Origin of the sequence: Enterococcus sp. DIV0574 (assembly GCF_051711125.1) — a bacterium.
GTDB lineage: Bacteria > Bacillota > Bacilli > Lactobacillales > Enterococcaceae > Enterococcus_D > Enterococcus_D gallinarum.
The window spans coordinates 3,289,504-3,302,323 of sequence record NZ_JBIOMA010000001.1; the positions used below are offsets into that span (position 1 = coordinate 3,289,504).

Annotated in this window: 13 protein-coding genes and 1 pseudogene; 1 reads left to right on the forward strand and 13 read right to left on the reverse strand. The window is 39.4% G+C overall.

Annotated features, from left to right (window positions below; translation table 11 throughout):
• Positions 1–191: 191 nt before the first annotated feature.
• The 6 genes from IGJ45_RS15695 to IGJ45_RS15720 all read right to left on the reverse strand — a co-directional run bounded on the left by IGJ45_RS15695 (position 192) and on the right by IGJ45_RS15720 (position 6,347).
• Entirely contained in the window at positions 192–1,058 is an 867-nt protein-coding gene (locus IGJ45_RS15695) for a glycosyltransferase family 8 protein (RefSeq protein WP_409531072.1), read from the reverse strand.
• A gap of 248 nt (positions 1,059–1,306) precedes the next feature.
• Positions 1,307–2,617 (reverse strand): alpha-glucosidase/alpha-galactosidase, encoded by a 1,311-nt coding sequence (locus IGJ45_RS15700; RefSeq protein WP_409531071.1) that lies wholly within the window; start codon positions 2,615–2,617, stop codon positions 1,307–1,309.
• A gap of 81 nt (positions 2,618–2,698) precedes the next feature.
• The gene (locus tag IGJ45_RS15705; protein WP_409531070.1) at positions 2,699–3,301 is read right to left on the reverse strand and encodes a YesL family protein; all 603 of its coding nucleotides are present in this window, start codon (positions 3,299–3,301) and stop codon (positions 2,699–2,701) included.
• 17 nt (positions 3,302–3,318) lie between these two features.
• Positions 3,319–4,152, reverse strand: coding sequence for a carbohydrate ABC transporter permease (locus IGJ45_RS15710; RefSeq protein WP_279282041.1), 834 nt, complete (start codon positions 4,150–4,152; stop codon positions 3,319–3,321).
• On the reverse strand, positions 4,142–5,011 hold the full coding sequence (locus IGJ45_RS15715; RefSeq protein WP_081131158.1) for a carbohydrate ABC transporter permease: 870 nt from the start codon (positions 5,009–5,011) through the stop codon (positions 4,142–4,144). The genes IGJ45_RS15710 and IGJ45_RS15715 overlap by 11 nt, the downstream gene beginning before the upstream one ends.
• A gap of 28 nt (positions 5,012–5,039) precedes the next feature.
• Entirely contained in the window at positions 5,040–6,347 is a 1,308-nt protein-coding gene (locus IGJ45_RS15720; RefSeq protein WP_409531069.1) for an ABC transporter substrate-binding protein, read from the reverse strand.
• Positions 6,348–6,893: 546 nt separating this feature from the next.
• Here IGJ45_RS15720 and IGJ45_RS15725 point away from each other — a divergent pair.
• Complete coding sequence (locus IGJ45_RS15725; protein WP_103300511.1) at positions 6,894–7,337, forward strand: helix-turn-helix domain-containing protein; 444 nt, start codon at positions 6,894–6,896, stop codon at positions 7,335–7,337.
• 221 nt (positions 7,338–7,558) lie between these two features.
• Here the strand turns inward: IGJ45_RS15725 and IGJ45_RS15730 are convergent, their stop codons facing one another.
• From IGJ45_RS15730 to IGJ45_RS15760, 7 genes and pseudogenes are all read right to left on the reverse strand, one after another.
• Entirely contained in the window at positions 7,559–7,879 is a 321-nt protein-coding gene (locus IGJ45_RS15730; RefSeq protein WP_409531174.1) for an ABC transporter permease subunit, read from the reverse strand.
• A 356-nt stretch (positions 7,880–8,235) separates the two neighbouring features.
• A pseudogene (locus IGJ45_RS15735) lies at positions 8,236–8,336 on the reverse strand (IS30 family transposase); the annotation flags it as partial.
• Positions 8,337–8,899: 563 nt separating this feature from the next.
• Complete coding sequence (gene fucO, locus IGJ45_RS15740) at positions 8,900–10,051, reverse strand: lactaldehyde reductase (RefSeq protein ID WP_081131161.1); 1,152 nt, start codon at positions 10,049–10,051, stop codon at positions 8,900–8,902.
• A 96-nt stretch (positions 10,052–10,147) separates the two neighbouring features.
• Positions 10,148–10,954 carry a rhamnulose-1-phosphate aldolase gene (gene rhaD, locus IGJ45_RS15745; RefSeq protein WP_103300512.1) on the reverse strand — a complete coding sequence of 269 codons (807 nt, stop codon included), beginning with the start codon at positions 10,952–10,954 and terminating at the stop codon, positions 10,148–10,150.
• Positions 10,947–11,207, reverse strand: a complete 261-nt coding sequence (locus tag IGJ45_RS15750) for a hypothetical protein (protein ID WP_081131163.1) — start codon at positions 11,205–11,207, stop codon at positions 10,947–10,949. The genes rhaD and IGJ45_RS15750 overlap by 8 nt, the downstream gene beginning before the upstream one ends.
• Complete coding sequence (locus IGJ45_RS15755; RefSeq protein WP_081131164.1) at positions 11,179–12,531, reverse strand: PTS galactitol transporter subunit IIC; 1,353 nt, start codon at positions 12,529–12,531, stop codon at positions 11,179–11,181. The genes IGJ45_RS15750 and IGJ45_RS15755 overlap by 29 nt, the downstream gene beginning before the upstream one ends.
• Before the next feature lie 6 nt (positions 12,532–12,537).
• Entirely contained in the window at positions 12,538–12,819 is a 282-nt protein-coding gene (locus IGJ45_RS15760; protein ID WP_081131165.1) for a PTS sugar transporter subunit IIB, read from the reverse strand.
• Position 12,820: the final 1 nt, after the last annotated feature.

The following is a 12,820-nucleotide window of genomic DNA, read 5'->3' on the forward strand; positions in this document are numbered from 1 at the left end:
AAGTAAGACGTCAAATAGATAATTCATTCGCTATAACCTCCCTTCTTGCTGAGGTTTTCAGCCAAAAAAGGAAGACAGCAAAATTATTATAGCATAGTACCATTTATACCTTGTCATACTATTCAAAACGAGTTTAGGGGAATCTTCTGGATACTGCGGATCAAGGGGGATTATCGTTAGTCAACTGATTTTCATTGCAGAATCATACTTATCTCTTTTATCACATATAAATACTTCCAAAAGTCTTTTTCCCATTGATCTTGAACCGTTACATGTTCCCAAGGCATTGAATGTTTTTCGAATTCAACAAAATGCCTGATTTTCACGTTTTCTCTAGCCGCTATTATCAGATTCGCGACCCGTTCATTCTTGTGCTGGGCCCAGTCAAATAACCAATGATCATCTTTCTGATAATTGTATTCGTAAGGCAAGAATGTCATACTCTCTTCACACAAGATATTTAGAATCGTTTGGTCCAAATATTGGTATTTATTCTCATTGATCATTTCTAAAATTTTATTCGTGGTGATCAGATTGTTATATGTTTCGACATTAAAAAGGATAACGCCTGAATTAACGTAATTTTTCATTGTCGCTACGCCGAACTGTTTTCCATAATCTTGATCATCGCTAATTGCGGAAAAGTAGAAATCTCTAATTGCAGCGATGGCTTTTTCTTGTGGAACTAAGGGAAATAACTTTTCAACATCTTCATAAACAATCGTATCGTTATCTAAGTACAAAATTTTCTTATATGAAGAAAAATAAGCTGGTACGAAAAGCCGCCAAAGAGTCACTTCTGGAAATCTGCTATTTTGATAGTTTTTGATTTCTTTTATTTCTTCAGGGGGATTCCAAAAATAGATAGTTACATTCTCTTTTTGTAAAGCAACAGGAATTTGTTTTATTGTGACCATATCTTTTTCCGTAACGTCTTGCACGATAATCAGTATATCTAGATGTGCTCCTTTATAGTTGTTGATCACTGATGTCACTGATACTGCTGTTAGTTGAATATGCTTGCCTGTCACACAATACACTACTGCATGTTTACTCATATGTCCCTCCATCATTAAACCTCACTCTATATTTACTCATTGTTACATGCTTTTTTCTAAATATTTCTAAGTGTCCCGTAAATGGGACACTTTATCTGATACTCAGTAAAACCGCACTAAAAAGACGCTCCGCAAACAAATTTGCGAAGCGTCAGTACCTCTTTCTTAATACAATTTTGTTGCCTTTTATCGACGATTTCACTCATCCCAACTTCCAGCAACATGACAATATACTTTGGACGCACTTTCTATTTGTACTCTGGCAAATAATCCCCATGGGCTTCAATCAATTCATCCACTAAGCAAGTAATTGCTTCTAAAGAGAGTTCCGAAGAGAGATGTGGGTCTAGGTAAGCGGCTTGATAGATCTTCGACCGTTCGAATGTCAATGCGGCTTCAACGGTTAATTCTTGTACGTTGATGTTTGTCCGATTCAGAGCAGCCAATTGGGTAGGCAGTCGGCCTACATATGTCGGTTGAATGCCATTCTTGTCCACAAGACAGGGAACTTCCACACAGCAGTCTTCGGGAAGATTGGTTATAAGTCCTTTGTTCAAAACATTCCCTGCGATAACAGAACGTGTACCAGTGACAATTGAATCCATAATATATGACGCATATTCATTACTGCGGGTATGGGTCAATTCGCCATTCATTACAATACTTTCTCGCATCTGATTCCAGTCATTTATTTGATTTTCACAGCGGCGCAAATATTCATCCAGTGGAATATCAAAGTCATCGATCAATTCTGGGTACAATTTTTTTATAAAGTAAGGATGATACTCTGCATTGTGCTCACTGGATTCTGTGATGTAGTAGCCAAAACGTTTCATCAATTCAAAACGCACCGAATCTTGATGAGGATGTGGTTTTGCTGCTGCTAGTTCTCTGATTTTTGGATAAAAATCTTTTCCGTCTTTGGTTAATTCCAAGAGAAAGGCCATATGGTTGATCCCCGCGATCTTCCACTGAAATTCCTCCGCCTGATATTGTTCTGAAATCCCAAGCTGTTTAAACAAATCGGACACACAAACTTGAACACTATGACAAAGTCCAACAGTTTTAATCTTCGTTGCTTTCAAGATACCCATGGTCAGCATCGCCATTGGATTGGTGTAATTTAGTAACCAAGCTTGCGGGCAGACCTCCTCCATTTCTCTTGCAAACTCTAGCATCACTGGCAAGGTCCGCAAGGTGCGGAAAATCCCACCGATCCCCATGGTGTCACCAATGGTTTGCCTCAACCCGTATTTTTTGGGAATCTCAAAATCGATCAGTGTAGATGGCTGGTACCCCCCTACTTGGATGGCATTGATGACAAAATCGGCACCTGTTAAAGCTTCTTTGCGATCCTGATAGGTTCGGATTTTTGCCCGACTATGGTTGGCATTTTTATTGATCGTTCTCAACATTAGCTCTGATTCTCTAAGTCGTTGTTGATTGATATCGTATAATGCAATATCGGCATGGGATAAACTTGGTGTCAGCATCGCATCTCCTAATACGTTTTTAGCAAATATCGTGCTTCCTGCACCAATAAATGTTATTTTAACCATATCTTTGCTCCTCTCAATCTGTTTCATATCTTTTCAAAAAACATAAATCGGCTATTTCCCAATTGATAACTTTTACTCCATCTATTGTTGTTCTATTTTTGCCTGTAACAAGACATAATTTTTCAGCACTAGATACATTGATACACTCCCAGAAAAGAACAGCAGGAACATCGGAAAGAGAAACCCTATACCGGCTATGAGAATAAGGAAAATCAAGACTTTGGCTGTTTGAACTGGAAATGCCAACGCAAAGCAGCATGCCGAGAAAAAAGTCTGATACAGCGATCTTTTCCCATAGACACTGATAGGAAACACATAGACAAGCATGAATAACGTACCAATGATCGTCAACAGTATGGGGATGCGCAGACCGATAAAAAGCGGCTCTTCAGATGTTAAAACAAGCTGCAGATTGAACCCTAAACTACCGAGAATCATCCAACAGAAGAAACCTAGTCTATTGCTGCGAAAAAACATTTTTTTAAAGCAAACAAAAAACTGCTTCACGGTCCATTCAGTTTCTCCCTCAACGACAAACTTCTTCAGCATAATAAAACTCGTGATCGTTGCTGGAAAAAAGCCGAAGATACCGATCCCTAAAAGAGTAAACCCTAACCAGAGAATGTTCAGATACGCAAATTTCGCTATCCAGTCTAGATACTGTGCCAGTTGATTGATTTTCATTCACTCATCCTTTTTCTTTATCCCTTGATCCCTGTCAGTGTAATGCCTTCGATAATATAACGTTGGGCGAACAAGTAAACCAAAATAATCGGAATCACTGAAATCGTGGCTCCTGCCATCATGTAGGACCAATTTGTCACATAGAGCCCTTTAAAGTTATTCAGCAATAAAGGAACCGTGAATTTTTCTGGCGTCGAAAGATAGATCAGCGCATCCATAAAGTTATTGTACGTGCCCATAAAAATAAAGATCGTCATAGCCGCAAGCGCTGGCTTGATCAATGGCAATATGACACTCCAGTAAATACGGGGGATACTCGCACCATCCATCACCGCCGCTTCTTCTAATTCTTTGGGAATTCCTCGAATGAATTGCCTTAATAAGAAAACCGCAAAGGCATTAAACAATGCCCCGGGAATGATCAACGGCAGGTGGGTATTTAACCAGTCCAACTTGTCCATGATCAAATACAATGGGATCATAGTGACTTGCTTGGGAATCATCATTGTCGCTAAAAACAGCAGAAACAGTACCTCGGAGCCTTTGAATCTCAGCTTTGCAAAGGCATAAGCAGCCATCGAACCCGTAAAAAGCTGACTAACAACAACAATGATCGTAATGTAGAAGCTATTCCAATAGGCACGACCAAAAGGCATCGCCTGCAATGAATCAAGGTAATTTTGCCAAACAATTGGATTCGGGAACCAGACAGGCGGCAGTGCAAAAATCTGTGTCATATTTTTTAAGGAACTGCCGATCGTCCACAAAAAAGGAAAAACCATCAAAAAAGAACCGATTGCTAGTAATCCGTGTAGACACCATTTGCCTACGCTAATTTTCTTATTCTTCATAATGAACCCACCTTTTTTGCGCATAGAATTGAATCAATGTAAGGAGCAAAATCGCGACAAACAAGATGACCGCACCTGCTGCACTTGACCCAAAGCGAAAATCAATAAAGGCCTGCTGATAAATGTGATAAACAAGTGTATAACTGGCTTTCCCCGGACCACCTCGAGTCAGGACAAACGCTTGGTCAAACACTTGGAAGGAACTGATAATCGCCATAATAGACAGAAAAAACGTCGTTGGAGAAAGCATTGGCAATGTGATCTTAAAAAATTGCTGCACTTTGCTGGCACCATCCATTTGCGCAGCTTCATAATACGACTTGGAGATATTTTGAATGCCAGCTAAAAAAATCACCATATTGTAGCCTAGCTGCCACCAGATACTTAACACAGCGATCGATAACATCACGATCCGCGTATCTGTTAGCCAATTAGGTCCTTGGATACCGATCATCCCCAAAACTTGATTCAATATCCCAATATCTCCATTCAAAATCCACATCCACATGACAGACACAGAGACTGAACTTGTCACAACCGGCATAAAGAAGAACAAGCGATACACATTTTTTCCCGTGCGTTTGTTCAAAGCTACTGCTAACACCAGTGCCAAACTCAGACCTATGGGAACAGTGAGTAAGGTATAGAGCAACGTATTGTATGTGGCTGTCCAAAAATCAGGATTGGCGAATTGATTGATATAATTCTGAATCCCTACAAACGTCCGAGCACCAAATCCATCCCATGACATGAAACTCAAGCCAATCGCGATCGCTACTGGAATCAAAGAAAAAATAATCAGTCCCACTAATTGTGGCGTTAGAAATAACCAGGCCCATTTTGTCGTGCGTTTGTTCATCCGACCACCTCCTTATATATAAGTATTTTTACGATTGATTGGCTTCGATCAGTTCATTGGCTGTTTTTTCCAAGCGATCAACTGCTTCATCAAGATCCAACTGCCCTAAGAAGAGCAAATCAAGAATGCTTTCTAATTGATCACTTAACCCTGGTACCAATGCTTGCTTATCTTCTACTTTGCCGATATCTCTGGCATCGATTAAATACTTAGCATGTTCCGGTATCGCGGCACTTTCGATGATGTCATCCGCTGTCGTCACAGAAGGGACAGCATTTCCCTCATCTTCCAATCGATCCCGTTGCCCTTGCTCCGAAGTATAATAAGATAGAAAACGCAATGCTTCTTCTTTATTACTGGAATGATCCCCTACCGCTAAATACGCGGTTGCAATGAAACTAGGCTCAATTTGTTCACCTGTATTGGTAGGATAGGGAATATAATCAAATTCCAACGCATCATTTTCGCTGAACATTGGCGTAAACCAACGTCCCGCCGACACAAAAGCTGTTTGATTGGACATAAACATGGCATCGCCACCTTGTCCTTCTGGCAAAGCACCTGCATAGATAAAATTCCCATCAACTACGTTTTGCGTCAAATACGCAAAAGTTTCTATACCTCGTTCGTTCTCAGGTAAAACAAATGAACCATCTTCGCCATACATTTCTCCACCATTTGACCACAGCCAGCTGAAGTAATGATGCGCACCATTTTCTAAGACATGACCATACTTCCCGCTAGCAGTAACTGTCTCATTTATCTTTTGGAAATTTTCCCACGTCCAGTTTCCAGATTCATATAATTTTTGCGGTTCGTTAGGATCAAGCCCAGCTTCTTCTAGGACTTTTTTGTTGTAATAAAGCAGCATCGGATTGGAATCGACAGAGACACCATAAATCTGGTTCTCTCTTCGAGCAGGTCCCCATATCCCTGGAGCAAAATCATCAATACTGACATAACTATCTTCAGATTTCAGGAAGTCTGTTAACTCAATAATTCTTCCCGTTGCGATCAATTGCGCCATTTGCACCTCCCCGACATAAAATAAATCCGGGGCTTGACTCCCTTGCAATTGCGTGAGCAATTGCTGCAAGTACGTATCACTAGGTGCAGGAATCAATTTAATGGTTACGTTTTCATTTCGTTTCATGTACGCATCAATTGCTCGTTGATAGACTTCTTGCTCAGCAGGATTTCCCCAGGCGGTCATCGTTAACGAAACTTTCCCCTCGTTATTGCCAGACTCTCCCTGTTTTGGTTCATTGGAACAAGCAGATAAAAACAAGATACTGACAAAACAGATTAACCCTAGCAAACTCATTCTCTTTCTCACATAAATTCCTCCTTATAATTGTTTGGTTGAATATAAACTAAACCCTAAGACTTCCCGACATGCACAGTTCGAAAATAAAGTGGTAAATGCGGACTAATCTCTCCCCTTTCGCTTACTACGATTGAAGTTTTATTACTGGTGCTTTTAGGAAAGTCTAAGGTGTGTTGTTAAAGTTTCAGCCAGTTCAATGTGAGCATACTCTGTTGCATTTCCTATGAATGATGAAACGCCATCATTCGTTGATAGATTAGCGGCTGCAATTAACTTCTTTTTACCGAAGTGTTTTGACAACATTTACCTAAAAAAAGGTGATGACAACTAGTTTTTATAGAAATAGATGAGCCGAGTATGTTTCTAGAAGTATAAGTTTCTCTTTTCACCTAGTCCATAATGAGTATCATTCATATCGTATCTATTTCGTATACAAAATATCTTATCACAACAAAATAGATATTTGTATAAATATATCTATTTTATATACAAAACATACCTATTTTGTATTCTGTGATACGATTTTATAAAACAGGTACGTGAGGTGCATTACTGATGTCTCAACAAGAGAACTTATACGACTACTCAAAAATTGGGGAAAATGTGATTAATCTGAGAGAAAGCAAGAATTATTCCCAAGCTCATCTAGCAAAGCTAATGAACCTTAATAAAAATGTTCTCGGCAGAATCGAACGAGGTGAACGTCCTTTAAGAGATACAGAGATTTTAAAACTAGCAGAAATATTTAATGTATCTACAGATTTAATCCTTGATAATCAAATCGAAATTGTACCCAATGTACAAGAGAATTTCTTAGACTATCGAAATAAAAGTCAAAAAGATATTTCTAAACAAACGGCTAAGTTTATTGAATATCTGAAAAAAGAACCTAACTTGACCTTCGCAGGAAAAGAGCTTACTAGTGAAGAACGAAAGAATATCACTATGGCATTTGAAGTGACGAGTCGTTTGATAAACGAAACCCTTGCACGAAAATAGACTACCCAGTTGACTGTAGATTGTGCCTTTAGGAAAAGCTCGGCAAAAATAGGTTTTCCTTACATACAGAAGTAAGAAGCACTCGAGAAAAGAATTTTTTTCTTGAATGCTTCTTGTTTTGTATAAACGTTTTATTTTATATTTTTGATGCGTGATATTTTTTATACCTATTAAAGTTAGACTTTACTTTCTACCATGATCATCCATTAAAATCAATTCACCTACTTCACCGATCCCAACATCCCAGCCACAAAATACTTTTGCAGCGAGAAAAAGACTCCCATTGTTGGCAGAGTTGCGATCACGATTGCCAGTATCATTAAGCCGTAATCTGGATTATTGGCGGCGCCGATGGCAGAAATCATCAGAGGAAAGGTTTGCTTTTCTGGTGATTGAAGGGTGATCAACGGCCACAGGTAGCTGTTCCAACTATTGATGAAGGTAATGATGGCATCTGCTGCATAAGTTGTTTTCATAGTTGGCATGTATATTCGGAAAAACAAGACTAGTTTCGACAGGCCATCCATTTGCACCCCTTGTATGTACTTTTATTCTGCCATAAACAACAAGCGCGACTTTCGCCCATTTCCGTCACTAAATGGACGAATTGAGGGGAAATCTAAAACAAGGAAAGAAATAGTAAAGGTCTACCTCCGCCTCCTGAATGGCTTAATTTTATTGGTAATACAAATCTTTAATTAAATCCGGCGTCAAATGCGCCGATACCGGTGAGAAGTGAACTCGTTCGTTACCAGCCAGATTTTTTCAGTAATAACCATATCGCCATTTTTAAATTTTCCTTTATAACTTTTGGCTAAGTAATTATAAAGATTTTTTGAAGCGTTAACATATCGTTCGATACGATGCGAATGAAATCGTAACTATAATTTTAATAATCCACTTCGTATCTTGTCTTGCATTCAGTCAGAGTCAATCGTGGTCCTTATCCGATTTCAAGCCAGCTGCAGTGTCGATTTCCCAGTGACCAAACTCTTCCCGAATGTATACTACATCTGTGATTGTTTCTCCAGTTTCATCTGATGATTTACATAGGCCATGAATTTTTGGACATAAACCCATTTGGGTTGCTTAATAGAGTTTAATAGAGTCTTGTCATATGCCGCCTTTCTAGCATCAGCAGAGTAGACGTAGTATTCAAATTCATAGACTTTGCCATTTTACTTTTGTTTACGAATCTGGCGAATGGTGCCATCCTTAATTTCTGTGTAAATTATTTTGCGGCGCAACCGAGTTTATCCGCAATTTTGTTCCCAGACATTGGCTTGTCAAACGAGCGAAGTGTTTCGATTGTACAAGTTCCTTATAAGTCAGGTGTTTTCCTTTGAGTGGTCCTGTGGTATTTTCGGTTTGCGGCATCGCGATTTCATCCTTACTGATTATGTAAGAATTTCAATAATCCATGACATTTTGCGATGACATCTTTTTATTTTAGCAACTGGTTAAGTTCATTATAAAACTCGCCATATTAATTTATTTTTCAATGAAAGTAAAAAACTACAAACCATCCACAGACGATTTGTAGTTTTATAATACTATTTTCCTTACATCAAACTCTGATACAATTCAACAATCTCATCAACGTTGGTATCACGCGGATTACCCGGCGTACAAACATCCTTGAAAGCATCTTCAGCGATTTGCGCTAAATCTTCGGCTTTGACACCCAACTCAGAAATCGTTGCCGGAATGCCAACATCTTTACTCAATTGATCCACCGCGGCACAAGCAGCGTCACGGACTTCTTCGATTGACAAAGTATCAGCATTCTCAACACCTAAAACGCGGGCAATGTCGCGATATTTTTCACCAGTGAAGTCTTTGTTATATTTCATAATCGTTGGCAATAATGAAGCACAAGCCACGCCGTGAGGAATATTATACCAAGCAGACAACGGATGCGCCATCCCATGAACTAGACCTAATCCAACGTTAGAAAAGCCCATACCAGCCACATATTGGGCCAAGGCCATATCCTCTCGCCCTTTTTGATCGCCGTTGACAGAATCACGTAAAGAACGGCCCACAATTTCAATCGCTTTGATATGCAACATATCCGTCATTTCCCAAGCGCCTTTAGTGATGTAGCCTTCGATGGCGTGGGTCATAGCATCCATACCAGTTGCAGCACAAAGTCCTTTAGGCATCCCCATCATCATGTCGCTATCAATGAACGCCACGATTGGGATATCGTGAGGGTCAACACAGACAAATTTACGGTGATTATTTTCATCAGTAATTACATAGTTAATTGTCACTTCAGCAGCTGTTCCGGAAGTTGTTGGTACCGCCAAAATTGGCAGACATGGATTTTTCGTATCGGCAACACCTTCTAGGCTAAGTACATCGGTAAATTCTGGGTTGGTCACAATGATACCGATGGCTTTGGCTGTATCGATTGGTGAACCGCCACCAATAGCGATGATGCAGTCCGCACCGGAATTTTTGACAAATTCCACGCCGTCTTTAACGTTTTGAATAGTTGGATTTGGCACGATGGCATCGTAGACTTCATAATCAACACCCGCTTGATCCAATAATTCAATAACTTTTGTCGCTACTTCAAATTTGATCAAGTCTTTGTCTGTGATGACGCAAGCTTTCTTGAAACCACGTGCATTAAATTCATTAGATACTTCACCGATGGCTCCTTTACCATGATAAGATACTTCGTTTAAGATCATTCTGTTTGCCATTTTCATACACTCCTTGTTATATTTCTCACAATACGTTCAATAAAAGTAGTATAGTAGGAAGCTTAAAACTTCCTACTATACAATACCTTAATCATGCTATGCTTTAATAATGCCTTCTTTTGGTGTAATGTTAAAGAATGCACACAATTCTATCAATTGTTCATCAGTGATGCCTGTGGTAATACGTTTGTCAACGGTTTCCATGTAGATTTTTGCTGCCTTATTGACTGTTTCAATCAAGCCAAAAGCGTCGTTCAAACTACTACCGGAAGCTAAAATACCGTGGTGCGCCCAAACAACAATGCGGCAAGTTTCCATTTTCTTAGCAGTGGCTAAGCCGATTTCTTCATTCCCGCAGACCATCCAAGGTAAAACGCCAACGCCATCGGGGAAGACTACGATACATTCAGTAATCATCGACCACAATGTCCGAGTAAATGAGGTATCGTCCAATTCATGAACGAAGGTCATTTCGGAAATTTCAGTGGCATGGTTATGGACGATAACGCGATGTTCCGGATCTGCTTTCAAGCGTGTACCATGTGACAATAAATGCATGTAAATTTCACTAGTTGGTTTGTTATCATTAGCAAAACCAGCCACGATCGTGTAACCATTTTCTTCTACTCGAATGACACCGACTGTACTTTCAACATCATCACGAACTAGACGGAAGTTACTACCTGATGCAGTGATAACGATATACTTGCCCACCATGTTTTCTGGAATACTGACCATTTCGTAAAAACGTCCGTTTTCATCAATATCTATTTCCTTTACTTCATCGTCAAACAGGATATAGCTGATGTTCCCGCCATTTTTTTCATCCCAGCCCATGTTCCACATGGTGTAAGTTAAATCTGCTAGTTCTCTCACTACTTTGTGATCTTTATAGTCAGCCATTTTTCTGATATCTCCTCTTTTTTTCTACATATTCCTGATGTTTCTGATCCCATTCTTCATCATACTTTTTGAACAAAAGGTCATAGCCGTATCGCTTGATAACCAATACAAGCACTAAGGCTAATAAACTTAGAAACCAGTCATTTGCTAAAAATCCATAAATCAATAGTCCCATGTCGAATAAAATTACTGTGATCCAAAACAATTTTTGTTGGACAATGGTTTTATTCATTTTCCATACCAATGGTTGCATTGTATTTTTTCTTATTTTGATACATGATGTAGAACAATGCTAACCAACCTACTAATAAAACAATGCTGATGATATTGCCAGAAAAGGCCGTTGAGAATAAGTAACGAATGTCTGGACCTTCAAAAGTACTCCATGATAACATTTTGCCTTTATCAACAGTAGCTGCCCCTGTTTCATTAGCTAAACGAGTGATGTATGGTGCAAAATAAGTCGCGCCGTACAAGAATAGTGGTGCTGAAATGACACCGTGGAAGATCATCCGTCCTAAGTTAGCATCAGTTAACAACAACGCGCCAATTACAAAAGATAAATTGATAATACCGGCAAATGGTAAAACTTGGTTACCTGGTAAGACGATTGCCATTACTAGCAACACTGGGATTGTAATTATTACCGCTACCCATAATTCATTACGACCTGCCAAGATTGGCCAGTCTAAACCGATGAAGACTTCTTTGCCTTCGAATTTTTTCTTCATGAAATCAGAAATTGCTTCTGAAATTGGTGACAATGCTTGTGAGAATAATTTAGAAACCATTGGGAACAAGGTCAAAGCAGTAGCTGCTTGAACCGCTAGTTGTAAGGCACCTGCTACTCCATATCCTGATGCTAAACCTAGCAAGAAACCAATGATGGCACCCATCACTGAGTTTTCACCAAAGATCCCAATTTTTTCTTTCAATGAATCAGCATCCATTGGTTTGTTAAAGAACGGGATTTTTTTCAATAATTCATCGATTGGGAACAAAATGGTCGTAATCAAAGTAACAAAGTGAGGAACAGTTACCCCTGGAATCCCTGTCAATTTTTCAACTTCTGGTCCCCAGATATCGCCAGCTTTCAATTCAAGAATGATTTGGATAGAAGCAGCTACAAAGCCCCAAATTGCGCTACCGGAAATGTAAGAAACCATTACTGCTGTAAAGATTTTATTCCAAACATTCCACATATCAACGTTCAATGTTTTTGTTTGGTTCAAAGCCAGCAAGATGATGTTAATCCCAATGGTTAACGGAAACATCAAGAAGGCATAGGGCCAAGCCCAAGAGATGGAAGCCATCCCTGGCCAACCACCATCAACAGCTGGCAAGCTAATGCCAGTATTTTCTGCTAATTTCTGAGCGGCATCCCCCATGGAAGTCATCATGTAGTTAATCAAGATAGACATCCCAGTAAAAGCAATCCCTAAGGTCAAGGCAGAACTAAAGGCTTCAGAGAACTTCATCTTCATACACAAGCCGATGATTAACATCAAAGCTGGCACGAAAACGGCTGCGCCTAGGTCATTTAAGATGAAATTAATAACTGTTTGTAATGTTTCCATGTTTGATTAGCCCTCCTGAATAAGTTTGATGATTTTTTCGATTTCTTGGTCTTGACCCATACCTGTCAAGAAAGCAATTCCGTTAAAGACTGGAATATCGAATTCTTCTTTAGTTTTAACAATCGATACATAGGCATCGGCACCTTTAATATGGTGTTTCAATGATTTGATATCCACAGCTTCAACTTCAGCTGGAACCTTTCTTTCTTTTAATAATTTAGTAATCTTTGAAGCTACTGTTTGTGATGTTGCGACACCTGAACCACACGCTACGATAATTTTTTTCATG

Bases quoted from the DNA above. Each gene is read 5' to 3' on its own strand.
- IGJ45_RS15700 (WP_409531071.1), bottom strand. From the start codon at position 2,617: ATGGTTAAAATAACATTTATTGGTGCAGGAAGCACGATATTTGCTAAA.
- IGJ45_RS15750 (WP_081131163.1), bottom strand. From the start codon at position 11,207: ATGCAACCATTGGTATGGAAAATGAATAAAACCATTGTCCAACAAAAA.
- IGJ45_RS15760 (WP_081131165.1), bottom strand. From the start codon at position 12,819: ATGAAAAAAATTATCGTAGCGTGTGGTTCAGGTGTCGCAACATCACAA.
- IGJ45_RS15705 (WP_409531070.1), bottom strand. From the start codon at position 3,301: ATGAAAATCAATCAACTGGCACAGTATCTAGACTGGATAGCGAAATTT.
- IGJ45_RS15725 (WP_103300511.1), top strand. From the start codon at position 6,894: ATGTCTCAACAAGAGAACTTATACGACTACTCAAAAATTGGGGAAAAT.
- IGJ45_RS15755 (WP_081131164.1), bottom strand. From the start codon at position 12,531: ATGGAAACATTACAAACAGTTATTAATTTCATCTTAAATGACCTAGGC.
- rhaD (WP_103300512.1), bottom strand. From the start codon at position 10,954: ATGGCTGACTATAAAGATCACAAAGTAGTGAGAGAACTAGCAGATTTA.
- IGJ45_RS15710 (WP_279282041.1), bottom strand. From the start codon at position 4,152: ATGAAGAATAAGAAAATTAGCGTAGGCAAATGGTGTCTACACGGATTA.
- IGJ45_RS15715 (WP_081131158.1), bottom strand. From the start codon at position 5,011: ATGAACAAACGCACGACAAAATGGGCCTGGTTATTTCTAACGCCACAA.
- fucO (WP_081131161.1), bottom strand. From the start codon at position 10,051: ATGGCAAACAGAATGATCTTAAACGAAGTATCTTATCATGGTAAAGGA.
- IGJ45_RS15695 (WP_409531072.1), bottom strand. From the start codon at position 1,058: ATGAGTAAACATGCAGTAGTGTATTGTGTGACAGGCAAGCATATTCAA.